Below are 19,589 nucleotides of genomic sequence, written 5' to 3'. Positions count from 1 at the left end.
TCATTGTCATTAGTAGTGCACCAGACGTCTGCCAAGCAGGAAGGATACTCCCGATAGCAACACGCAGATCAGAATAATCACAACGGCAATGGACGAAGCTTCACCTACGTTAAAGGATTCGAATGCAGACTGGTAATACATGTACAGCAACGTTCTCGTTGATCCCGCCGGTCCGCCCTGCGTCATGACATTAATCTGGTCATAGGCTTGCAAGGACTGGATTGTAAGAATAATCGAGAGAAAGAATGTCGTTGGTGAGATCAGTGGCAGTGTGATACTTCTGAACTTGTCCCAACTGTTTGCCCCATCGATTGAAGCTGCTTCGAGTAGATCGGACGGTAGATTTCGTAGTGCAACCAGATAAAATACCATCGCCCACCCAATTGACTTCCAAAGAGTAACGATGAGAACGGCAACCAATGCCCAGTCCGCGTCACGCAACCAGCCAATCGGAGATACACCAGCCCAGCCCAGCATGAGATTAGCAAGTCCCACTTCGGGCTCGAAGATCCAGGACCACGCAATGGACACCGCAACTGTCGGGGTGACCCAAGGTGAGAAGAGTAATGTCCGGAAGATGCCGGATGATTTGATTTTGCTATTCATGAGCATCGCAAGTGCCAATCCGCCCACAATGGTTGGAATTACACTCCCCAGTCCGAATAACAAGGTGACTTTCAGTGATCGATAGAATTCAGAGTTCGTCAGCAGATAACTGTAATTGTCCAATCCAACGAACAACTTGTCCGGGCTCATGAAGTCCCAATCGGTGAAACTGAGATAAACGATATATCCCAGAGGTCCCAGCCAGAAGATCAGCAATGGGATTAGAGCTGGCAGCGTGAATAGAACCGCTTCAGACTCCCTCCATAGTTTTAAACGCAAATCCCCCACTCCTTACTGTCCAATTTTTCTTTAATGATTGGGAATTTTTAAGTATAATCAGCTTTATATTTCTTCTGTACAAAATTGATTGTACACTTGTATTGAAAATTCTAATTCCGGGTTATGTTAAAATTAGAGCAAGTCATGTAAAATATGAGGCAGCTAGTGGGAACGCTATCATAAACCAGAGGTGACATTGTGGGAAAAGAAACTGCCGGGAACCCGAATCATTCTTCGTTATCCGATCGGCATGCGCTGAGGGAGAGAGTCATTGAGGCCATCGCTAATACGATGGATCTGTATGGAGTTAATCATACGTTTGGCAAATTATACGGCATCATGTATTTTGAGGATCGACCGATGACACTGGAAGAGATGAAAACCTCGATGAATATGAGTAAGAGCAACATGAGCTATGCGGTTCGTTCGCTTACGGAGTCACAGATGATCTATAAACTGGAGGAAAAGAAGGACCGTCAGGATCAGTATCTGGCTGAGACCGACTTTTATCGTACATTTCAGAATTTCTTCGGGGCCAAGCTCCAACGGGAAGTAGATGTCATGTTAGAAGGCATTCGTGAGGTCATCCCTGACCTTTCGGCCATGATCCTTTCGGAACATACCTCTTCCGCAGATCGAGATGATGCACTGCGTGATCTGCACAAACTTCAACATGCGGAGCAGTATTACGTCTGGCTACAAGGATTCGTGGATCAATTGCGGGACGGTAAATTTTACGAAAATGCTTCGCATACACCCAATAAAGATTAGTTCACTACATGGTGGAATAACGCCGCTATGATTCGTGTGTTGAGTCACACTAAACGCAAAAAGGAGCTGTCCCTTGCCAATGTATGGCTTTTGGAACAGCTCTTTTTTATTATATCTATTATACTGTCATATCCTATCCATTATTAGGGGTTCTCTTTTCCATATGCTACTGCGTTAATGACCCCTTTTTCTTCTTTTAATAAATTACTTTTGCGCTGCAGCTTCGATATCTGCATATGCCCAGTGTGTTGCTGGTACATCGCTAAACGATGGCTTAACTGCGCCAGTTAGTGGGGTACGATTAAACAATACGTTCAGCACTTTCACGGCTTCCGCACGCGTCAACTTGCTATCCGGTTTGAACGTACCATCGTTATATCCAACCATCAGTCCAGTAGATTGCACGTAAGCAATCGCATCTGCTGCCCAGAGATCTGCGGATACATCTGTGAAGGAAACTTCAGTTCCATTCACGGTTGTTGCAATCGCTTGTTGTTGAATCCAACGGTAGGTAATGGTAGCCATTTGAGCACGGGTGATCGAACCTTCTGGTGCAAATTGGGTGTTGCTCATTCCGTTCATGATACCAGCGGATTGAGCCTTTTGAATCTCACTTGCTGCCCAGTGTGTTGCAGATACATCCTTGTAGCTCACGCTATTAGCGGAATCTGCTGCTGCCGCTTCATTTGAAAGATTACGAGCCAGCATTGCCGCCATTTGTGCACGAGTTACGAATGCATCTGGACGGAAGTCAGCACCAAAACCTTGGATGTATGGTTGATGTGTACCTTGTGAAGCTTTCAGTCCATCCACGACCACAAGGGTGAACGTACTGAATTTGGTTACGGTAAACTCAATGCCTTCGCTATTATCCGCGAGTTTCACCAATTTGCCTTGAATCAATTCTTTTGTGCCGTCACTGTGTTCGATATAGATCGCCAGGTTGTCCAATGCTTGCTGACGAGCAGCCGGATCGGTTGGCAGACTACCACGAAGTGGCAACGTAAGTGTCACTTCTCGGCTCTGCATATTCGTGTCGATCTCTACCGGACGAGCCAGTACACGAACATTGGTATTCGGAGCAATCTGTTGAATCAACTGCTCTTTCTTGGCACGCTCTTCAACTTCCTTGCGTTCGGATTCCTGCTTCAATGGAACGACGCGGAAGTACAAATCTTGATCGAATCCGGCGATGGAATTCGTCGGAACGGAAATCACTACGTTCTCTGTAGAGATTTCAAGTTTCAGCGAACCATCATTCAATTCTTTTACCGCTGCTTTAGGCAGTTCAATACGTGTCTCGGACACGGAATCTTTGGTATCTGGGATGACAATGCGTGCGGTATTCATATTCAATTGCTTCGCTTTTTCCACCGATTCCTTGGCAATCGCTTCGGTCATTTTCACCAAATCTTTGATCGTGCCGTTGGTTTCGGTCGTGCGTGTGATTGGTGTCTTGGTCAGGTTGGTGCCGTTAGCTCCATTGACATCTACCACGATCTGTTCTTGTTTCGTTGTTGGTGCAGGGGTAGACGTTACAGGCGTAGTCGTAGATCCTCCGCCACCTGTGCTTCCACCCGGGTTAGGTGTTGGTGTATTTGATGTGAACGTAAGTGTTGTCCATTTCCATATCGGTGTATTGCCTTTGGCTCTTACACGAACCACAATTTTTTGGTTGCCTTCAAATCGATCTGTTTCGCTAAATTTATTCCAAGTCGCCCCATTATCTTTGGAGTATTCCATCGTTTCATCTGCACCGATAACCACATTGGCTGTATCATCAGCAGTCACTTTAGGCGCTGGGGGAGCAAAGAACAAGTCAAATGCTCTTTGAATATCTTTAATTTTTTCATATCCTCCAACAGGTCGTTCACTAAGCATCCACTCTGCGAGTTGTTGCTGCTCCGCATTCGTTGATAATGTTAATATCTGGTCAAGCTTCAGAGGGGATTCCTGAAGACTTAATCCTGGATTGTTGGCTAAAAGTATTTGGTACTGCATTTGAAGCATTTGGTATAAATTCAAGTTATTTAATATCTCATTCACTGTCTTTGCTTGGTTAATAGAAGGGAATTCTTCAGATAGCGTAAACATTAGACCTACAGCCGAATCAGTATCCATTGCAACAGAAGTGAACTGCGCAATATAAGCAATTAACTGCTGATCCGCCTGGTTAGCTTTCAGATAAAAATCTGCTGCTCTCTTGAACTGTTCAAACTCTTCTTCTGAAAACAGATTAGCACCTTTTACAACGACCTGATCGTAAATGTTATTTAATGCAGAAGCCATATCACGGTAATCTAACCGATACCCCAAAAGGATATTGATACTTATATCTACAATAAATTGAACCTGATCTTCATTGTAAGATCCCGATCTCGGAGTCATTTGGACTAATGTAGCAGCAACTGTCTTTTGTTCTTGATCTGTTAGCTCACTAAACGCTTCAGGCTGATTAAGCAGATCTGTATCTTTCAAAATAGATAATACTGTTTCCGCTTCTCTAACAGCTACAGCCTGATTCAACTGCACCAACGGCGTTATTGTTGGTGTCGAAATTGGTGGAAGTGTTGGGAATGGCGGCATGGGTGGGAATGTTGGAAATGTTGGAAACGGTGGTATCGGTATTATTGGCGGCGGGATGATAACAGGCTCATTCACCTGCTCCGATGGTGTTTCTTGCGATGTTGTTGTTGTTGAACTATTATTACTTGGTTCATTGGAGTTCGACGGTGTGTTGATGGATGAATTCGATTCACTTGAACTCGTCGTTGATGAAGAAGTCTCAGAATTAGGGTCTGAATCAGCACTTACATATGTTGCAGCAGCTCCCTGCATTAACATTAGAGATACAACCAATAAACTAAACGTTTTGCGGATCTTACTCATTTTTATCCTCCTCAGATGTGTTGACCATAAATAGATTGTTTATAATTTTCTCTGGAAATATAGGCCTATTGTAGTACATAACTCTGAACGGATTCTGAACAATGGAGCAAATAAAAGTAAAATTGTCTATAATAAAGAATTAAAATAGAATAAAACTCAATTTTTTTCGCCATTTTTCATATAAAATATTATTTAAGACCTATATAGATATTTCTTAAATCCCAATATATCGGCCGTCCACTTACTTCCAACTGCTGCTCTGCCGTAAATTAAATTGAATTTCCGATAGATAGAAAGTAACCTATTCGTTAGAACGCAAAAGGCCACCTCGAAGGATGGCCTTTTGTGCTCTAATCATTATCTTTACACTTTTAGTTCTGTAGCAGTTATTACTTTTGCGCTGCAGCTTCGATATCTGCAGATGCCCAGTGTGTTGCTGGTACATCACTGAACGTTGGCGTAACTGCGCCAGTTAGTGGTCTACGGTTAAACAATACATTCAGTACTTTTACGGCTTCTGCACGTGTCAGCTTGCTATCCGGTTGGAATGTACCATCGTTGTAGCCGACCATCAGGCCCGCAGATTGCACATAAGCAATGGCTTCTGCCGCCCATAGGTCTGCGGATACATCTGTGAAGGAAACTTCTGTACCTGACGTCGTTGCTGTGTTTGCTTGCTGATTTTGCATCCAGCGATACGCAATCGTCGCCATTTGAGCACGCGTGATCGAACCTTCTGGTGCAAATTGAGTTGCGCTCATGCCGTTCATGATGCCAGCAGATTGAGCCTTTTGAATCTCACTAGTTGCCCAGTGTGTTGCAGATACATCCTTGTAGCTCACGCTATCCGTGGAACCTGCTGCCCCTTCAGTTGGAATATTACGAGCCAGCATTGCTGCCATTTGTGCACGCGTTACGAATGCATCTGGGCGGAAGTCCTCACCAAAACCTTGAATGTACGGTTGGTGTGTACTTTTCGAAGCTTTCAGTCCATCCACAACAACGAGGGTGAACGTACTGAATTTGGTTACGGTAAACTCGATGCCTTCGCTATTATCAGCAAGTTGCACCAATTTGCCTTGAATCAATTCTTTTGTACCGTCACTGTGTTCGATATAGATCGCCAGGTTGTCCAATGCTTGCTGACGAGCAGCCGGATCGGTTGGCAGACTACCACGAAGTGGCAACGTGAGTGTCACTTCTCGGCTCTGCATGTTCGTGTCGATCTCTACCGGACGAGCCAGTACACGAACATTCGTGTTTGGAGCAACCTGTTGAATCAACTGCTCTTTCTTTGCACGTTCTTCCACTTCTTTGCGCTCCGATTCTTTTTTCAAAGGTACAACGCGGAAGTACAAGTCTTGATCGAATCCGACAATGGAATTCGTCGGAACGGAGATTACTACATTCTCTGTAGAGATTTCAAGTTTCAACGAACCATCATTCAATTCTTTCACTGCTGCCTTAGGCAATTCAATCCGTGTCTCGGACACGGCATCTTTGGTGTCTGGGATGACAATGCGTGCTGTATTCATGTTTAATTGTTTTGCTTTTTCCACCGATTCCTTGGCAATCGCTTCGGTCATTTTCACCAGATCTTTGATCGTGCCGTTGGTTTCGGTTGTACGTGTGATTGGTGTCTTGGTCAAGTTGGTACCATTTGCCCCATTAACGTCAACCACAATCTGTTCTTGTTTCGTTGTTGGTGCAGGTGTAGATGTTACGGGTGTAGTCGTAGATGATCCACCACCTGTGTTTCCACCCGGGTTAGGGGTTGGAGTATTTCCATTGTCTGTGTTGCTATCACCGTTCTGTGTAAAGACAAACTTCACGGCGCGGCCTGGCAGTTCATCGCTGATTGCTTTGTAACGAACCCACACCGTTTTGTTTCCACTAAGGTCCAGCATCTGAATATTAGCAAAATCCAACCAGTGCAACTTGTTGTCAAAGGAAATCTCCATCGTGTCGTCCAAACCTGTTAGGGTGTTATTGATGTCATTCCCCTTCACATCAGGAGCCGTAAAGAATCGGTTAAATACATATTGTAGATTACCAACATCCTCGTAGCTTTCTTGTTCAGTAAGCAACCATTCTGCCAACTCCTTTTGGTCTTCAGGACTCAGCTCTGCTCTTTTGGATAAATCAAGGGCACCTGTACGATCAAACTTGTATTTGTTGAAGAATGCTTCACCTGTAATGTAATCATTCATAGCTGAATCAAGCCATTGATCCATTCGATCAACCTTGGTAGCCTTATCGATAGACTGGTATGGCGTAGTCAAGAGCCCCAGCACAACCATAGGTTCCACGATATTCCCTTGAAAATTCCCTTCTAACCTCTCGAAGGCCACTGAATACAAGTATCTATAAGCAAAAACACTTTTGTCTACTTTGTTGGTACGTTTCAAATACTCTTGACCAATGCTCCGAAATTCTTCGCTTTGTTGATCATTAAAGGACACTGGCAGATCTGCTAACTTCTGGCCAAGTGCATCCAGCTTGTTTTTGAGAGTAATAAGTTCTTTTTGCTCCCAAACAGATTGTGCCAGGACACCAAGTTCAATCATATATTGAACCTGTTCTTTATTTTTGTAATCTTTATTCACATATTGAATCAGGAACCCCGCAATGAAATTTTTGACCTGCGGAGTTAGAGCACCGTAGCCATCAGGCAGAGTAATACCCAAGTCGGGATTCTCCATAGCTACACGCATAGCCGCTACATCAAAGTTGCTCTTTGCAGTATTTAAAACAGTCAATGGGTCAGCTTCATTATCATCAGGGAAAAATTTATTAAATGCAGTCTGAATTGCTTCAAAACTTGCATATCCACCAAGTGGTCTCTCACTAAGCATATGGTCTGCCAATTGTTGCTTGTACTCGTTCGTTAAGGTATCCATTTCGGCAAAGTCCAGAGGGAAAGCATCCAACTGACTTTCTGGGTAATCGGAGTTATATTTCTCAACATCTTTCTGAATAGATCTGAATTGCTCCAAAGAACCCAACACTTCTGCTTCCGTTAAGGCTTGGTTAAGATAAGGTGTTCTTTCAACAGCAGTGTCCGTGAATTTGACTACTCGGGAGATGGACTCTTTCCCTTTTAGCCTAATTGCATATCGATACTTAGTCATCCATTTGTCCATTTCGGAGGATGTGAGGTAAGTATTAATAAGTCGGTAGTATTCCCCTTCTGGATCGGGCTCTTTGAAATAATTTACTCGCTCTGCTTGCTTGTTATAAAACTCATCAAGTGCAGCTATTGCGTTTGGTCCATCAATTTTGCGTGTGACTTCAAGTGCCTTCAAGGCTACTTGCACCAAAAATTCAACATCTTCTTTTTTCTCATATCCGGCATTCGTTGGTGGTTCTATATCTAGTAAGTATATTGCGATATCCTCCTGATCTTTGACAGAAAGCATCTTGAAGTCAGGCTCAGTGATGAATTGTTCATCGCGCAGTAGTGCAATCATATCTTGGATAAAATCATTGCTGTTACCCCGATCCGCTTCTTTCTTCAGTTCGTTATATTTGGTAAGCGGTGTATCGCCATTGAAGAACGCATCAAACGCAGTTTGAACCTGGGATACCGTTTCATAACCGTTTTGCGGCTTATGATCAATCATCCATTGAGCCAGTTCGGATTTTTTGGTTGTATCGTTCTGGATGGTCGACATCTTTTCCATATCAAAAACAAAAGGCTGGATGTTAGGGTTTGGATTAAAAATGACATTCATTTGAATGAAATCATACATACCATAAAGATTATCCAATGATGCTTCCATGCTGGAAAGGTCAAGTGCTCGATTCAGTTCTTTATATTCGGATTCGGATATCTTAGTAACCATAAATTCCAACTGACTATTAAAATGCGTAGGATCGCTAGAATTCATGAAAATAATATTAAAGAACATAAGATTACTCGTAAACATTGATAAGTCTGCGCCCATTAAACTCATATAATCATTGCCAGCTTGTGTCCAATCAGATTTTCCAACATTCGGGAAATAAGTGGACCATTCTGCCAGCAGGCTATAAACCAGAGTGATGTTGTACTGCAATACGCTCGACTCAGTCTGCTTAGGAAGTGTGATAAGATGGTAAACCAAATTAAATACGTAATTGGCCTGATTGTTGTTCTCATATGGAAACTCCAGTGGAAGCAGCAAGACCATGCCTCTGGCAATTTCATATTTTTGATTATCGTTCAATGCTTCATAATCTTCAGGTAGTGTGATTAAATCTTGTTGTTCAAGTAAATTCTGAACATGGGGCACCGTAGTACTCTCATCCGACTCAATATACATCTCTCTCTCCAAATTAAGTTGATCCAATGGAGTAAACGGGTCAGCACTTGCAACCCCACCCACGCTAACCACCTGTAATAACAAAACCGCAACTAAAAGGCAGCTTATCAGCTTTCTGTAATTCATGTATCTGATCCTCCCTATCTCATGTTTTTTTACATATAAATTCAGACCATCTAATACGTAAGGCCTATTGTATTGCACTACCATAAACAGATTCTAAACAAAAAGAGTAAATAAAAGGAAAAAGATCCACCCTGTAGTACAAAACCAGGAAGGATCTCAACTTTTTTCGCCATATTTCATCATTTTATTTTGAAAAATCATTATTTTAGACCTATATAACTTCAGCTCTTAAATCAAGGTGTACCCGCCATCCACGTATAGCGTGCTGCCCGTCGTAAACGTATTTGTCATCAGATACGTAACGGTATGTGCAATTTCTTCATTGTAGCCAACCCGCTTGAGCAGAGACAGCTTCTCATAATCTTTAAAATGATCGCCGCGCGGCGTGCCTTCTTGCCCTTCCCGCCAGATGGTTCCGGGGGATACAACATTCACACGAACCGGTGCTAATTCCACCGCGAGTGCTTTACCCAGACTCTCAACCGCACCGTTACATGCAGCGTAGGAAGCACCGCCATCCAGTGGTCGCTGGCTGAATCCACCAGACATCAACGTGATCGAGCCGGAAGTCGAAAGATGCGGTGCAGCGTATTTAGCCGCAAAGTATTGAGGCCAAAACTTGCCTTTGAAACAGCTCTCTGCCGTCTCCCGATCCGATGTCAGTGGTCCCCGGGTGTAGGCAGCTCCGGGCGTGAACAGATGATCGAACGCTCCGATCCGAGCGAAAAACGCCTCAAGTTGCTGTTCATCCTGATTGTCCAATACATGGACTTCGACCACCGCTTCTCCATGCTCGCCTTTGCCTCTAACCTTCGTAATCTGTTTTCTCGCTTCCTCCAGTCTGGACGCTGATCTGCCTGCTATAATTACATCCGCACCTGCTTCTGCTGCCTGAATTGCCGTAGCCAGTCCGATGCCTGAGCTTCCTCCAATAACAACGACCCGTTTATTCTCCAATGTATTGTGACTCATCTATGATCATCCTCTCATCTCCGGTTATATAAGTGCTTGTGCTCTCACGTTGTGTTCATTATTCATGAAATGAAGACCGTTGAATAGTACGCATTTACATCGTACCTAGTACGAATATTCATACTATTGGACGCGGCTCACCACGGCTTCCCCCATCTTTTCACAGAGACGATCGAGCAGAGATAACGAAAATCCGGTATGATGAAGATACATATAGCCCTATAAAACGAGGTGATTACTATGGATTTACAAGAACCAAGGTTACAAGGAGTACTGACAACGTTGGAGACCATTAATGGGAAATGGAAACCCCTTATCTTGTTTATTTTATTAAAGGAAGGTACGAAACGATTTGGTGAACTACGACGCATGATTCCTGATGTAGCCCAAGGCACGTTAACGAAACAACTGCGCGAGTTGGAGCAGGATCAAATTATTGTGCGCACGCTTTATGGGGATGTTCCACCGAAGGTGGAATACAGCCTATCCGAACACGGACAGACGATCGGCATGTTATTGGACGGCATGTGTGGTTGGGGCAACGAACATCTGAGCTACCTAAACAGCACACAAGGCGCCATAACGGACAAGGGTAACACGAGCGAAGCGACTTGAATAACAACTATAAAATGAAATGCTACAGCAAGGTATCAGGTATCCAACAATCAGCCATTCCAAGAACACCTTTGATCCTGACCGCCCTGCTTGTGTAAGCATTACCATTCCTCTATAATTTCGTTCAGATGCACAATATGGATATCGAGCGAAATGATCATCAGAGAAGATGTGCATTTAGCACGATGAGATGGAAGGGGAGGAGCTTCGTTGTTGCAGCTTTCGGAAAAACAGGCACAGGATATTGTCGATAAAATGATGCAGGACATCCCCTACAACATCAACATTATGAATGAACACGGCATTATTATGGGGAGCGGGCAGAAGGAACGTGTGGGCACGATTCATCAGGGTGCTGTCCGCGCGTTAACGACAGGAAGCATGATTGAAGTCTGGCAGGATGGCATACTTGAGAAAATGGGGACCAACGAACCGATTCTAATCAATCAGCAGCATGTCGGAGTCATTGGCATATCCGGTCATCCGGATGAAGTTCGGCCTTTCTGCAACATCGTACGCACCACCGTTTCTCTCCTGATCGAACAGCGTAATCAATTGGAAAGTATGGCCCATGAAGCTTCACGTCAAAAAGCCTTTATCGAACGTTTGCTGAACCAATCTGGTTCCTACTCACAAAAGGTCAAAAAGGAAGCCCTGCAATATCGGATTGATCTGCTATTGCCAACCGTTCTTCTATATGTCCGTTTCCCCATGAAATCCATGGCCGCTGACACTGAGATCAACCGAATATTGCTCCAAGTTCCTTCATTCTCTGTTGAAGGTAATGAAGATACGCAGATCATCCTGATCCAGAATGAAGCAGACGTTGATCCGATGATTCAGCGTTTGAGACAGGTCACACCCGAAGCATTCATCGCGGTCAGCCAAAAAGAAGCGAATATCGCCACCGGGTATGAACAGGCCCGGTCTGTGATGAACATTCTGCTGGCGCTTCAGCCAGACTCACCGATCATTCGGTATGAGGATGTACCCTTTCTGGTACGATTCAGCGCGGCTGATCTAACACCTCATGCCAACATCGTCAGCAAACTTGAGGATACAGCTGACCTGCTGGATACACTGCGCAGTTTTATCCATCATAACGGCAGCATGACCACGACAGCGGACCATCTCAATATTCATCGCAACACCCTGCAATATCGGCTCAAACGCATACAGACCCTGACGGGCAAAGACCCGCGTAATTGGCTCGAACTCATCGAGCTAACCCACGGACTACTCGCGTTCTATCAGTAGCGTCAGAACAGCTTCAAGATTAGCAAAAGACGAGATACAGATCACCTGATTTCAGGCATATCCGTATCCCGTCTTTTTCACATCTCATTCTAATACGCCGGATTTATGCAAAATGCTCACCTAAGATAGTAGGCCCAGTTTTAGCACCCGGGCAATATTCTCGGTTGTACGCTCCACATTCTCCGGGCCTTTTCGCAATAGTCGCTCCAGATCTGCTGCCCCAGGCACAATACCAAATATGGCATCAATGCCTTCCGCGTACAGGGTGTCGATCCCTTCGCCAACACAGCCTGCAAGGGCAATTACAGGTTTACCCGCTTCCTTGGCTGCCCGAGCAACGCCATAGGGAGTCTTGCCAAATTTCGTTTGAAAGTCGATACCTCCTTCGCCCGTAAATACCACATCCGCAGCAATCAATTTTTCACGCAACCCGGTATATTCAATGACAATTTCAATTCCTTTACGTAGTACAGCTTGTGTAAAAATCAAAAGTCCCGCGCCCAATCCGCCAGCCGCTCCGGCACCGGGTATATCACGGATATCTTTGTATAGCTGCTGTTTCACCACATCTGCATAATGGGACAGGTTCGCATCCAGCTGCTCAACCATCCCTGGGGTAGCACCTTTCTGTGGTCCAAACACCCTTGATGCACCATGCTCCCCACAGAGCGGATTAGTCACATCACAGGCCACAATGAACTCCACTTCCTGCAAACGCTCATCCAGACCCGACACATCAATCTGGGCCAGTTGATCCAAAACCCCGCCACCCCGCGCAAGAGGTTGACCCTGTGCATCCAGAAACTTCGCACCAAGTGCTTCAGCCATGCCCGCACCACCATCATTGGTCGCGCTGCCACCAATGCCGATGATGATTTTACGTATGCCAAGATCCAGACATGCTCGAATCAACTCTCCCGTTCCATAGGTTGTCGTCCGTAGCGGATCTCGGTTTTCTTTGGTTACCAGATGTATGCCACTGGCCGATGCCATCTCGATGGCCGCCGTTGTTCCGTCACCCAGAATGCCATACTGGGCAGTCACTATCTGACCTAATGGCCCGCTCACCTCTTTCAGGTGAAGGGAACCGCCGGAAGCATCCACAAGGGACTGCACCGTACCTTCCCCACCATCCGCCATGGGTACATGAATATAACCTGCCGTCGGATATATTTTACGCAATCCTTTTTCCATAGCGATACATACTTCTTTCGCTGTCATGCTTTCTTTGAACGAATCCGGTGCCAAAACAAATGTCTTCTCTCTAGTATCTCCAGTTTCTCTCATCTCTCTCACTCCATCCGTTAGATTAAAGGATTATAGAACAAATCCGTACAGTAACGTCGATACGATAGCCATCGTGCCACCTACAATCGCTTCATATGGAATAACGCCCATCCGCTGACGAATCGTCATCTTCATGCTGTCAGCCGACACGTGGAAGTAATTGCCCTGTGGCAAGGAATCGATAACGGTTGCCCCGGTGTGCACCATAACGGCAGCTGCGAGCGGCGCTGTGCCCATGTTCAGGATGGCATCACCGAAGGAGCCCGTTGCCAGAATAACCCCCGTTGAAGTTGAAGCTGTCGCTGCCGCCATCAGAATCCCCGCAATCGGTGCGAGGAAGGTACCGGATATTCCCGATGCTTCAATCAGACCAACCACTTGACCTGACAGATCTGAAGCAGAGATAAGTCCTGCTATCCCACCTGCACCCACCAGAATGAGCACGGTTGCTGTCATTTTATTTAATCCTGCGGTTGAATATTTTACGATGTTTCTGCCTTGTCCCATTGCCAGCATACCGATAATTCCTGCAATCGGCAGGATATACATCGCATCCACTTTAAAAGTAGACAATGCTTCAATGCCCGCAATAGAGCCGATTGGATTGATCATCAACAAAATGATCGCAACCAATGGGGCAACAATGGCTTTGCCAAGTGGCGGGTATTGAGATGTATCTACATCACCCTGATCTGCTTCCTGATCAGAAACCATAACCCCTTTGTTCTTAAGCATTGAAGCTACAATTACAGTTACAATCAAGCCGCAGATGGCAGGAATGACTCCAGCCAACATGACGTTGCTCAGATCCAGATCGAACCCTCGCGCTGCTGCAATGGTATTTGGATTCGGGGAGATAATGTTCCCCGCCTTACCTCCACCTGATAAGGCCAGCAGTAATGCCAGTTTGGATATACCCATTTTATTACCTACAGACAAGGCAATCGGTGCAACGATCAGTACAGCTACGGGGATAAATACCCCAACCGCGGTAATGATCATCGTGGCCAGTGCCAGCGCCAGAATGGCTTTGCTTCCACCAAATTTACGTACAATGGCTTGGGCTATCGTCTCCGCCGCTCCCGATTCCATCATCACACCTGCAAGCACCCCGGCAGCCAGTACCCGGAGTACGGTTCCCATGACACTTTGCGTGCCATCCACCAGTATATTTACGGTCTCTTCCAGATTCGCTCCGCCAATTAAAGCGCCTACAATTGCACCCAGAAATAAAGAATAGACCGGGTTCAGCTTTCTCAAAATCAAAATGATCGCAATAGCCAGTCCTGCCAGAGCACCAATCCAGCTAATCGTTAATGGTTCCATTGTCAATTGCCCCCCATGCACTTGTTGAACACGCTTTCATTATAGTTGCTGGAGGCCAGAATAAATATTGATGAAAGGACGAAATTCATTGTGCATATGCACAATGAATTTCGTCACCCTAGAGGAGAACACGGTTTTCCATGATATTTTTCATGCTGATATGCGATTTCGAGGGTCCCAGCTTCACAAGGGAATCCTGAAACTCGGCAAGTTCTTCGATGGACGCCGTCTGTACTTTGATCAGATAGTTATACTCACCGCTAATGCGATAGACGTCCGTGACTTCGATGGCCTGTTCACAGAACTGAACCAACTCTTCGCAATGCTCTGTTTTGAGCAAAATAAATGTCGTGGTTCCACGGTTCAATTGGGCCAGATTATAGATCGTCGAATATCCCGTGATTACACCTCTCTCCTCCAGTTTCAGGATTCTTTCCTTAACCGAAGGCTGGGACATGTTAATTTCTTTGCTAATCTGTGCAATGGGCATACGTGCATGATGTTGCAGCAAACGCATAATCTGCTGATCGATCTCATCTATCAGGTGTTCCATTTGTAAAACCTCCGAGTCATCGCCTTATTTAATAAGGTTTTCTGTATAAATAAACTAATAAATTATATATGTTATCTCATTATATCCTTTGATATCATATGGTTCCAACGCGAAATTCTCCCTATACTTTAGAATATAATCTGAAAAGGGAGCGATGAACGTGAGTGTTATAGGACTTGCACATGTAGCCATTCAGGCTCGTAATTACGAAGATACCCTGGCATTTTACACAAAAGTATTAGGATTCAAGGTCGGTCACTCCTGGAGTTTGCCTTCCTTCCACATTACCGAGGCATGTATGCTTATCTCTCCGGATCAACGCACCTGCATTGAGGTGTTTGACCCGAAAGCGGTCATTCCTGCGGAGGGTGAACCTGCCACCTCTCCTGAAGCGGTCCGACACGGCGCACTATTACATTTCGCCTTTTACGTGCATGATGTAGAAGACATCTATCAGCGAGCGCTCGCACATGGAGCCAAGGCCTACGTTGAACCGGATTGGATATCGCTTGGAGAACCTGCACTTCGGGTTAAAAACGCACTCGTCCACAGTCCCAATGGTGAAGTGATTGAATTCCTTGAAGAGGTTAATTTCGACCGATCCTCATCCTCACCATCATCTATATGAAGTACACAAACAGCCTGTTGCCTCTTCATCCGTGGCAGCAGGCTGTTTGATGATTAGAAGAAGTGGAGTTCCACCAATAATTTCTAAATAAAACATGTAATCCCTCATCCGTAATACTTTATGTCTATTTTCTTCAATACTTTTGAATTGAAGCTTCCAAACTACCCGTAACTTACTTTTATCATTCTATTTTTAAATCTTCCCATCCACTTTCACTCTTTTTTTCGTATGTTATAAAACCCTCAGACGAATATTTGTTTTTAATTATCTCAATAACATCTGACTTACTATAATTCTTTTTCACATCAATTTCGTCTTGTGAAAATAACACAAATAAAGAGCTAGATATATCTTTATTCGACAAATAAAAACCCAATAGTTCATTGTATTCAGAGCTAAAAAACAAGCAAACATACTCTATTTTGAATATTATATTTTCTTTGTGTTCAATTAATCTTTCGTAATTAGCAAATAAATTAAAATCATCCAAGTCATAAATTCTATTCGATGAGAAATGCGGATTCATGCCTCTTATATATATACCTATAAAATCACCATCTTCTGTTTCAAGGAAAATAACATGATCTAATCTCTCATTATCGTCCTCATCATGCAGATAAATAATGTTAGAAATTTTTTTATGTTCAAAAAAATAACTCATCTTTTTTATGAAAGATAAAATATAACTATCCATACTCAACCTCTCTTTATATTGAAATCTAAAATTGATTTCAATTATTTGTTACTGGTTGAATTTACTTGAGGCCAGATAGAAAGTGAGGAGAAGAGAGCTCACAGCACACACACCTACCCTACTCCTGCTCTGCATTCCCCAGCGTATATTCGCTTAGCTTCCCTTCATAGACCAGCTGCAATCGTTCACTCTGGCGAAAATCATCCGGTGTCACCAACGCCGGCAGCTTGTTCCACAGTTTGATGCCTGAACGTTGCAGAATCTCGGCTACAAATTGAGAACAAAAGTAGGAGTTGCTGAACTCCACAGGTTCCTTGAGCGTAATGCCGATCACGCCGAGCAAATTGTACATATATTTCTGGCGACTGCGGATGAAGATGTGCAGCACACGTTTCATCTTTTCCACTTCACGATCCGTCACCTGAAGCTTGTATATGACACATGTGGTATTGGGATACTTGCTGTATGTACCTGTCTGAATATCTTCCTTCACAAACCCGCCATTCAGCGGATTGCTCGGATGCTTGCGGCCGAAGCTGTACAGCTCGGTTAATTCCCGGTCAAATGAGATTGATGCGTGATTATATGGCGCTCGGGTATAGCTCTGAATAACCTTGGTAAACAGCGTTCCTGTATTCGTAAGCAGGATATAGATGGAGCGTTCATCTGTCATAGCAAAATTTCCCCTTATCAAGTTGGCACTATTCCTTCATAATAACATAGGTACCCTATAATGGAATCTTACTTTGAATAAGCAGGTGATCGGTACGTGAGCAGTTCACTCTTTACACTAACGCTAATCTTTACAGCTTTACTTGTGATACATATCGTGTACAAAATTATTGCAAAGCTTCAGCCAACCAAAGACTATTCAGGCATCGGCCAAAAAATCAAAACCTGGTGGGGCATGTTCGTGATCTTTTGCCTCGCCACCCTTTTTAACCCCATCGTGTCCCTCATCTCCCTCATGGTGCTTGCATTCTTCTCTCTCAAAGAATACTTCTCCATGATTCGCAGTACACGCAAAGCCGACCGCAGGCTGTTCCTATGGGCGTATCTGGCGATTCCGGTTCAGTTCTACTGGATCTACATTGGATGGTATGGCATGTTTATCGTGTTTATTCCACTATATGTGTTCCTGGTACTTCCCTTGCCACGCCTGATTAACAAAGGCACGGTCGGTTTCCTACGCAGTGTCAGCTCCACACAATGGGGATTAATGCTGATGGTGTTCGGACTGAGTCACCTTGCCTATTTCCCATTTGCCACACCGGAGTACGGGTCCAAGCTGGTGCTGTTTCTCGTCGTGTTAACGCAGCTTAACGATGTGGTGCATTATCTGGTCTCTCTCTATCTGGGCAAACGAAAAGTGGTGCCCACGGCCAATCCTTTTGTCACCTGGGAAGGATTCGCCTGTGCATTCATTGTAACGACAGCAACGTCTTATTTTATCCATCCTTACCTGACGCCATTTGATTGGAAATTCTCGCTGTTCATCGGGGTGCTGATCAGTCTGGCTGGATTCTTCGGCAGTCTGACGGTGTCCGTACTGAAGCGCGACCTACTAATCGGGGATGATAACAAGTTCGATTCGCTCAAAAAAAGCTACCTAAGCCGGGTCGACAGCCTGACTTACACCTCTCCGGTTATGTTCCACGTGGTCCGTTATTTCTTTGACTTTATGTAGCCACAGATGGATCAGTGATCTTGTAATCATGGATGTCAAAAAAAGCAGCCCACGTGGCTGCTTTTCCTGTTCATCAGGCTCCAGACGGAGCGCTAATGATGTGTCTATTACTTCAACGTAATTTCTTTCTCCGACATGATTTGGTCTCCCTCATCATTCGTGAACACAAACGTGGCTTTGCCGCGCTCGCCCTTCATCTCATCCGAATAGATAAATCCGGAGAATTGTCCATTGCCGCTAAAGTAAAATCCATCTTCGCCGTTGGCGCCATGTTCAATGGCTTCCTGTAGCGAATTCACAATCGTGACCGTGTTAGACGTCCAACGCATCTCCGTTAGTGCATAACCCTTAGGAACCTGTTTAATTCCAAAATCAAAGCTGTTGCCCTCCATCGGTTTCTCCGACTGGTCGATGACGATATCAATCTGCTCCGACGGTTCAGTGGATTCCGATTGAGCCGTAGGCTTTCCCTCATCACCACTGGCGCTACCCTTGTCATTGTTATTCTTCGCATCCGCATTGGGAACAGAGCTTTCTCCAGCTTCCTCTACGGGCTGCTTCGATTCCGGATAGGCATGTTCCTGGACCGATTCACCACTAGTGCCACAGGCACTGACGAATAACGAAATACATAGCACAGACATGCAAAGTGTAGATTTCTTTATATTCATTTTCATCATCTAATTCTCCCTTCATCCATCTACAACACATAGATCTATATCAGTTGAACTAATCATTTACACGATAACGGAGAGGACAGAAAAAACCTGAAAAAGCGAAGCGTTTGCCTAAAATCTTTCTGAAAGAAAGCTGAATCGGAAGCATACGCTATCCCCGGATTTTCCCCTTCGGAAAAGGGAATCAAAAAATCTGGGGATAACAGCGATTGGAAGGTTATTCTGTCATCGTAGTGTCAGTGTAAATATTCTTTAGTTCAACTTATATAGCACACCACTTACTAATCACTACACCATATCGTCCCTCATGAAGCTCCATTATATGTAAATGATTATTAAATTAAGTATGCGGTTGCACTTCGATGAATAAAGAAAGCACTCTGTTAATGGTGTCATGCACCGTTTATTTTATCGATCAAACCCTGGCAAGACTAAAACTTGTCCAATTTGGATGGAGTTATGCTCCAGTTCATTTACCTTTTTGACCGCTTCTATATATACACGAGTATCCATCTGCTGAGGTTTATGGGCCAAAGAAATACTCCACAGTGTATCTCCCTGAGATACAACGACCTTGTCCCCTGATAACAACTGCTCATCGCCGGCAAACACAGTGAACACAGCACTACACCCTATGATTATAATTAGAGCTATGATGACCATCTTCGATAGCCAGGTTGGTATTTTCACACGCTGCATGAATTGCTTTTTGACATACAGGGTGCGAGACTCGGATGTTTTTGTATAAACAGGTTCATAAATACTTTTGTACGTGGAATATCTCATTCTAGTCGACCTCCGAACTTTCGTTCCGCTAATCTTTATTTTTTATGCTTACCTATGCATTTTTCCTATAACAATGAACGGTCAATAATCATCTTTTTCGACAAATAGGCATCTTTGCCTAAGTCACTCCAC

16 protein-coding genes are annotated in these 19,589 nt (G+C 44.4%); 5 read left to right on the top strand and 11 right to left on the bottom strand.

The window, feature by feature from the left end; genetic code table 11:
* Positions 1–9: 9 nt before the first annotated feature.
* Positions 10–885, bottom strand: a complete 876-nt coding sequence (locus HF638_RS23050; RefSeq protein WP_169482248.1) for a carbohydrate ABC transporter permease — start codon at positions 883–885, stop codon at positions 10–12.
* A 198-nt stretch (positions 886–1,083) separates the two neighbouring features.
* Here HF638_RS23050 and HF638_RS23045 point away from each other — a divergent pair, with 198 nt between their 5' ends.
* Positions 1,084–1,656: a transcriptional regulator gene (locus HF638_RS23045; RefSeq protein ID WP_169482247.1), complete on the top strand. Its 573-nt coding sequence runs from the start codon at positions 1,084–1,086 to the stop codon at positions 1,654–1,656.
* A 204-nt stretch (positions 1,657–1,860) separates the two neighbouring features.
* On the opposite strand, the gene HF638_RS23040 is transcribed toward HF638_RS23045, so the two are convergent.
* The 3 genes from HF638_RS23040 to HF638_RS23030 form a co-directional block, all read right to left on the bottom strand.
* Positions 1,861–4,545, bottom strand: a complete 2,685-nt coding sequence (locus HF638_RS23040) for a DUF4073 domain-containing protein (protein WP_169482246.1) — start codon at positions 4,543–4,545, stop codon at positions 1,861–1,863.
* Between the two features lie 389 nt (positions 4,546–4,934).
* Positions 4,935–8,975 (bottom strand): S-layer homology domain-containing protein, encoded by a 4,041-nt coding sequence (locus tag HF638_RS23035; protein WP_169482245.1) that lies wholly within the window; start codon positions 8,973–8,975, stop codon positions 4,935–4,937.
* Between the two features lie 228 nt (positions 8,976–9,203).
* Entirely contained in the window at positions 9,204–9,947 is a 744-nt protein-coding gene (locus HF638_RS23030; protein ID WP_169482244.1) for an SDR family oxidoreductase, read from the bottom strand.
* Positions 9,948–10,187: 240 nt separating this feature from the next.
* Between HF638_RS23030 and HF638_RS23025 the strand changes: the two genes are divergently transcribed.
* On the top strand, positions 10,188–10,562 hold the full coding sequence (locus HF638_RS23025) for a winged helix-turn-helix transcriptional regulator (RefSeq protein ID WP_169482243.1): 375 nt from the start codon (positions 10,188–10,190) through the stop codon (positions 10,560–10,562).
* Between the two features lie 210 nt (positions 10,563–10,772).
* Complete coding sequence (locus HF638_RS23020; RefSeq protein WP_169482242.1) at positions 10,773–11,819, top strand: CdaR family transcriptional regulator; 1,047 nt, start codon at positions 10,773–10,775, stop codon at positions 11,817–11,819.
* 120 nt (positions 11,820–11,939) lie between these two features.
* Here HF638_RS23020 and HF638_RS23015 read toward each other — a convergent pair whose 3' ends face one another.
* The 3 genes from HF638_RS23015 to HF638_RS23005 all read right to left on the bottom strand — a co-directional run bounded on the left by HF638_RS23015 (position 11,940) and on the right by HF638_RS23005 (position 14,985).
* Positions 11,940–13,106: a glycerate kinase gene (locus HF638_RS23015; RefSeq protein ID WP_169482241.1), complete on the bottom strand. Its 1,167-nt coding sequence runs from the start codon at positions 13,104–13,106 to the stop codon at positions 11,940–11,942.
* Positions 13,107–13,136: 30 nt separating this feature from the next.
* A complete protein-coding gene (locus tag HF638_RS23010) occupies positions 13,137–14,432 on the bottom strand; it encodes a GntP family permease (protein WP_169482240.1) in 1,296 nt (431 codons plus the stop codon).
* Positions 14,433–14,550: 118 nt separating this feature from the next.
* Positions 14,551–14,985, bottom strand: coding sequence for an Lrp/AsnC family transcriptional regulator (locus HF638_RS23005; RefSeq protein WP_169482239.1), 435 nt, complete (start codon positions 14,983–14,985; stop codon positions 14,551–14,553).
* Positions 14,986–15,145: 160 nt separating this feature from the next.
* Here HF638_RS23005 and HF638_RS23000 point away from each other — a divergent pair, with 160 nt between their 5' ends.
* The gene (locus HF638_RS23000; RefSeq protein WP_169482238.1) at positions 15,146–15,613 is read left to right on the top strand and encodes a VOC family protein; all 468 of its coding nucleotides are present in this window, start codon (positions 15,146–15,148) and stop codon (positions 15,611–15,613) included.
* Between the two features lie 181 nt (positions 15,614–15,794).
* Here the strand turns inward: HF638_RS23000 and HF638_RS22995 are convergent, their stop codons facing one another.
* Together HF638_RS22995 and HF638_RS22990 are read right to left on the bottom strand one after the other, a co-directional pair.
* A complete protein-coding gene (locus tag HF638_RS22995; RefSeq protein ID WP_169482237.1) occupies positions 15,795–16,307 on the bottom strand; it encodes a hypothetical protein in 513 nt (170 codons plus the stop codon).
* Between the two features lie 118 nt (positions 16,308–16,425).
* Complete coding sequence (locus HF638_RS22990; protein ID WP_169482236.1) at positions 16,426–16,980, bottom strand: hypothetical protein; 555 nt, start codon at positions 16,978–16,980, stop codon at positions 16,426–16,428.
* Positions 16,981–17,076: 96 nt separating this feature from the next.
* Between HF638_RS22990 and HF638_RS22985 the strand changes: the two genes are divergently transcribed.
* The gene (locus HF638_RS22985) at positions 17,077–17,994 is read left to right on the top strand and encodes a phosphatidate cytidylyltransferase (protein ID WP_169482235.1); all 918 of its coding nucleotides are present in this window, start codon (positions 17,077–17,079) and stop codon (positions 17,992–17,994) included.
* Positions 17,995–18,101: 107 nt separating this feature from the next.
* Here HF638_RS22985 and HF638_RS22980 read toward each other — a convergent pair whose 3' ends face one another.
* Together HF638_RS22980 and HF638_RS22975 are read right to left on the bottom strand one after the other, a co-directional pair.
* Positions 18,102–18,674, bottom strand: coding sequence for a hypothetical protein (locus HF638_RS22980; RefSeq protein WP_169482234.1), 573 nt, complete (start codon positions 18,672–18,674; stop codon positions 18,102–18,104).
* A gap of 405 nt (positions 18,675–19,079) precedes the next feature.
* The gene (locus HF638_RS22975; RefSeq protein ID WP_169482233.1) at positions 19,080–19,457 is read right to left on the bottom strand and encodes a LysM peptidoglycan-binding domain-containing protein; all 378 of its coding nucleotides are present in this window, start codon (positions 19,455–19,457) and stop codon (positions 19,080–19,082) included.
* Positions 19,458–19,589 lie beyond the last annotated feature (132 nt).

The organism is Paenibacillus sp. SZ31 (genome assembly GCF_012912005.1).
Lineage (GTDB): Bacteria > Bacillota > Bacilli > Paenibacillales > Paenibacillaceae > Paenibacillus.
The sequence above is the reverse complement of the archived record's forward strand: the minus strand, read 5'-3'. Positions and strand labels throughout refer to the sequence as shown.